Source organism: Dendronalium phyllosphericum CENA369, assembly GCF_016056275.1.
GTDB classification, from domain to species: domain Bacteria; phylum Cyanobacteriota; class Cyanobacteriia; order Cyanobacteriales; family Nostocaceae; genus Dendronalium; species Dendronalium phyllosphericum.
In genome coordinates this window covers 1-3,867 of record NZ_JAECZA010000154.1, presented here as the reverse complement: position 1 = coordinate 3,867, position 3,867 = coordinate 1, and the positions used below count along the sequence as shown (strand labels likewise).

Annotated in this window: 4 protein-coding genes; 1 reads left to right on the top strand and 3 read right to left on the bottom strand. The window is 38.8% G+C overall.

Features of this window, described 5'->3' with window-relative positions; translation table 11 throughout:
* Nucleotides 1–73: 73 nt before the first annotated feature.
* The 3 genes from I8752_RS21205 to I8752_RS21195 all read right to left on the bottom strand — a co-directional run bounded on the left by I8752_RS21205 (nt 74) and on the right by I8752_RS21195 (nt 3,023).
* Nucleotides 74–541, bottom strand: coding sequence for a hypothetical protein (locus tag I8752_RS21205; protein WP_214434266.1), 468 nt, complete (start codon nt 539–541; stop codon nt 74–76).
* A 446-nt stretch (nt 542–987) separates the two neighbouring features.
* Nucleotides 988–1,557, bottom strand: coding sequence for a retropepsin-like aspartic protease family protein (locus I8752_RS21200; protein ID WP_214434265.1), 570 nt, complete (start codon nt 1,555–1,557; stop codon nt 988–990).
* Nucleotides 1,558–2,219: 662 nt separating this feature from the next.
* The gene (locus I8752_RS21195) at nt 2,220–3,023 is read right to left on the bottom strand and encodes a pentapeptide repeat-containing protein (RefSeq protein ID WP_214434264.1); all 804 of its coding nucleotides are present in this window, start codon (nt 3,021–3,023) and stop codon (nt 2,220–2,222) included.
* 239 nt (nt 3,024–3,262) lie between these two features.
* Between I8752_RS21195 and I8752_RS21190 the strand changes: the two genes are divergently transcribed.
* The gene (locus I8752_RS21190) at nt 3,263–3,748 is read left to right on the top strand and encodes a glutathione peroxidase (protein WP_214434263.1); all 486 of its coding nucleotides are present in this window, start codon (nt 3,263–3,265) and stop codon (nt 3,746–3,748) included.
* Nucleotides 3,749–3,867: the final 119 nt, after the last annotated feature.

The window sequence follows — 3,867 nt, the reverse complement described above, 5'->3', positions numbered from 1 at the left end:
GGGTCAAAAGGCAAGAGGTAGAGGTAGTTATTATTTCCCCCTTGTCTCCCTCATCTCCTCGCTCGTATGCTATTTAAAATGCGACAGCTTTAGCTGTACCAGATAAAGGAGTTATCGTATAAAACTTTGTCTGCCCATGGTTAGATTCATAAATTTTAGAAAAACGGCTAAAAGTTGTAATGCCTTGAGTCGCTATTTTGGACTCATTGCTTTTTGTCAGGCTTACAGGGGGCAAAAGTAAGCTAAATGTGGCACTACCACTATCTCTTTTCTGATAAAGAGTCACAGTTACCAGCGTCCCAATTTCTACCTTTTCAGTACGGATCTCATCTCCGACAAATTGTAATTTTCGTTGTTGTTCTTCATAGTCCAAACGAGGCTTACCATCAAAGCTTGTTGTGGAGTAAGTTACCTTAACATTCTCGCCTTCAAGTTCATACAAGTTTGGTGTTTGCTTTTCTGTGCCATAAGATGACACTACAGGTATTGCTGTCAGTGCTACACCTAGTGTTAACGATGAAACTAAGTTTTTTGTTCGCATATTGTAAAAAGTGATTGCTGATGGGACGCGACTGTAATATCCGTAAATCAAGTATTTTGCAAGACTTTTGTTGCAATGTTAGTCACTTAATTTTTGAACAAGGCTTATTCTACATATTCTTGAGACCAACTATAACCGTATAAACACTTACGAGATAATACGGGCTTTCTCTTGCCATTCCTAAATTTATATAGTACAATTGTATTAAAAAAGAGACCCTAACACCGACCCCACCTTATAAGTGGGGTTTTGCTTTTTATTCGAGTATTAGAGAATGTTAAAAGCGTTGTAGCAATTTTGGGGAGGGTTTCACGACCCAGGCAACTAATACCAATTTGAAAAAAGAATGGAACAGATACCTTGGTAGGGGCACTGTTACGTTCGCCCTTACAAACAATTTATCTGTCGCAAAGATTATTGAAATTGGTATAACGAATAGTCAAAATCTAGCGATGATGAAACTCCACCTCTGTTTCTAAAATTGTGATGTTGTAGTTGCCAAAAAAATCGTGACCTAATAATCCAATAGCTGCTTTTGGCGCAATTCCTACCTGAAGATTATTGGCTACAATTCCGCCCGCTGCTATTGATTTTATATTACTAGTCAAAAATTGTACTTGGCTACCATCAGCAATTTGGGCTTTCATTATACCTGTTGTTTGAAGTTCAAGCGTATTTGCCATACTCTGAGTAATGACAGTGCCAGTTGCACCTGTATCTACAATCATCTCAAAGATTTTTTTATCGTTAAAGGTGACATCAATTATAGGAGTTCCACCAAGGCGGCGTTTGATTGGAACCCGAAATACTCTCTTGTCAGAAGGTTCTGAAGAGGCTTTTGTAGAACCACAAAGCTTTGTCAATTCGATGGTTCTACCAGAGGAAGTTACCATGAAACATGCTCCTGGATCTTTAGCACTAGTTCGATAGGGAAATGCTAAAAATATCAACGTTGGTATTACCGCTATTAAACCTAAATTACTAGTCTTAATCCAACGTCTCCAAGCACATATCATGTTATCTCGTTCTCCAAGGTTTATTGATATTTATAAATAATTGCTAATACAAGATTAATATTTAATGATATTTATACATTTATAAAGTAAATGTATAGATATTCAGTGGTTTAATTATATAAAATTCAAACTATCTATAATTGAGGAAAAAACTGTCTAATAAAAATGACATATTTTGATGATATTTATTAACAATTGTTGTATACTATAGGTAATTTGAAAATATTAAAATATACCTTACTGAATACTATAGTAACGGCAATTAATAATTAATAAATTGAAGATTGGGTAAAGATATGAGGAAATTACTTAATAGGTTGCAAAGATTATCGAAAATCTGTTGTAATCCTGACAATCTAACTTGAAAAAGGGAGTAGGGAAAGCTTGCTTTCAATTCATCGCTTAACCTTTTCCCAGATAATACCAGAGATCAAGAGTGCTTATCCGAGAAGCATTGCCCCCGCCTCTCTCGTCCTGCCGATGCTCGATCGCTATTTTGAAAAGCCTCTAAATTGAGCTTTATAATTCGCTCAATTCTAGACAACAAAAACTTATGTCTTACCTTCCTTAGATAACTAATCAATCCTTCAAAGGCTTTTTATTGCTTTTTCAGCAAGCCCTAATTACGTAATTACGATTTACGAATTGGTATAACTCCCTACTCACCTTTCCAGACTTGCTCGTGTTGTTCTGCGTGTAAATGCATTCCAAGTATCCAACTCTTGTATGGAGTGGCTGAGAAGGCGGATTCTATGTTCTTCATTGAGTCCCTGCACGTTAGAAAAATCCGCTCCAGCAATGCTTTCTAAATGCTCGAACTCAATATTAGTTAAATCAGCTGCCCGTAAATCCACATGTGCCAGATTTGCTCCATTTAACCGGGCATTTCGCAAGTAAGCTCCCGTCAAAAAAGCTCTTCGCAGGTCAGCACTGCTGAGTCTAGCACCTTGTAAATTTGCTCCTGTAAGGTCAGCACCACCGAGATAAGCACCCAACAAATTAGAACCTTGTAAATCGGCATCTCGCAAGTTAGCAGTATTCAAATTAGCGCCATTCAGATTGGCACTAGGCCCTACCGCCCCTGAAGTTTTATATGCAAATCCTTCAGGAAAAATGGTTTGACTGTCATACCGCGATACTTGCAGCCTAGCTCCGTCTAAATTAGCCCCACTAATATCTGCCCCACTCAAATTGGCTCGATATAAATAAGCACCTTGCAAATTAGCGTTTCTTAAGATTGCTTTGCTCAGGTCTGCTCCTCGTAAATCTGCTTCACTGAGATCGGCTTCACTCAAATCTGCTTGAGTGAAATTGACTCCAATCAAGTTGGCTTTTTTGAGGTTGGCTTTTTTGAGGTCAAGACTGCTGAAGTCTAATCGGTAAAAGTCTTCTTGGTTGAGAGATTGCCCTGCCTTGAGGACAGCTAAAACTTCTGGGGATGGTTGCTGCATCTCCTTGCCTATCATGAATTGAGATAAATAGTTTAGGGGTATTATACTAATTCGTAATTCGTAATTCGTAATTCGTAATTAAGACACACAAAAGTACAGATTAAGGCTTTTTCCTATTTTTAAGCTGTTTTTCAAAAAATATATTCTTTGCTCATTTGGTGTTATGTAGTTCTGAACCCTAGAAAATCTCTCGATAAATTTGTCAGGAATCGTCGTAGGATGAGCAGTGATGAAAAGATTTAGATTGACCCGACATGAGCAGGACGATCGCTGACATTTCTGTTAAAACCATTGATGGTAAAGATCGGCTCTTAAACGAATACCTCGGCAAAGTGCTGTTGATTGTCAATGTAGCATCTTATTGTGGCTACACTGGCCAGTACAAAGGATTGGAAGAACTATACCAGAAATATCGCACTCAAGGGCTAGAAATTTTAGCATTTCCCTGCAACGACTACGGAATGCAAGAACCAGGGACTAACGAAGAAATTGTCCAATTTTGCACAAGCCGCTACGGAACAAGCTTTCAGTTGTTTGATAAGGTACACGCTCAAGGTTCGCAACAGCATCCGCTTTATGCCCACCTGACTAAAGCCGTAGAACCCACTGGCAATGTTTCTTGGAACTTTGAAAAGTTTCTAGTAAATAAAAAAGGAGAAGTCGTTGCTCGGTTTAAGAGTGCTGTTTCACCCAATGACTCGCAGTTGGTAGCTGCAATTGAGAGAGAACTAGCTCAATGAAGGCTGAAAGGAGGAGATAGTTGTCAGTGGTCAGTTGTCAGTGGTCAGTTGTCAGGAAGCAAAGGCAAAGTTATTATTCTCCCCTTGTCTCCCTCATCCCCCCCTACTCCCCCTACTCC

Bases quoted from the DNA above. Each gene is read 5' to 3' on its own strand.
- I8752_RS21200 (WP_214434265.1), bottom strand. From the start codon at position 1,557: ATGATATGTGCTTGGAGACGTTGGATTAAGACTAGTAATTTAGGTTTA.
- I8752_RS21205 (WP_214434266.1), bottom strand. From the start codon at position 541: ATGCGAACAAAAAACTTAGTTTCATCGTTAACACTAGGTGTAGCACTG.
- I8752_RS21190 (WP_214434263.1), top strand. From the start codon at position 3,263: ATGAGCAGGACGATCGCTGACATTTCTGTTAAAACCATTGATGGTAAA.
- I8752_RS21195 (WP_214434264.1), bottom strand. From the start codon at position 3,023: ATGATAGGCAAGGAGATGCAGCAACCATCCCCAGAAGTTTTAGCTGTC.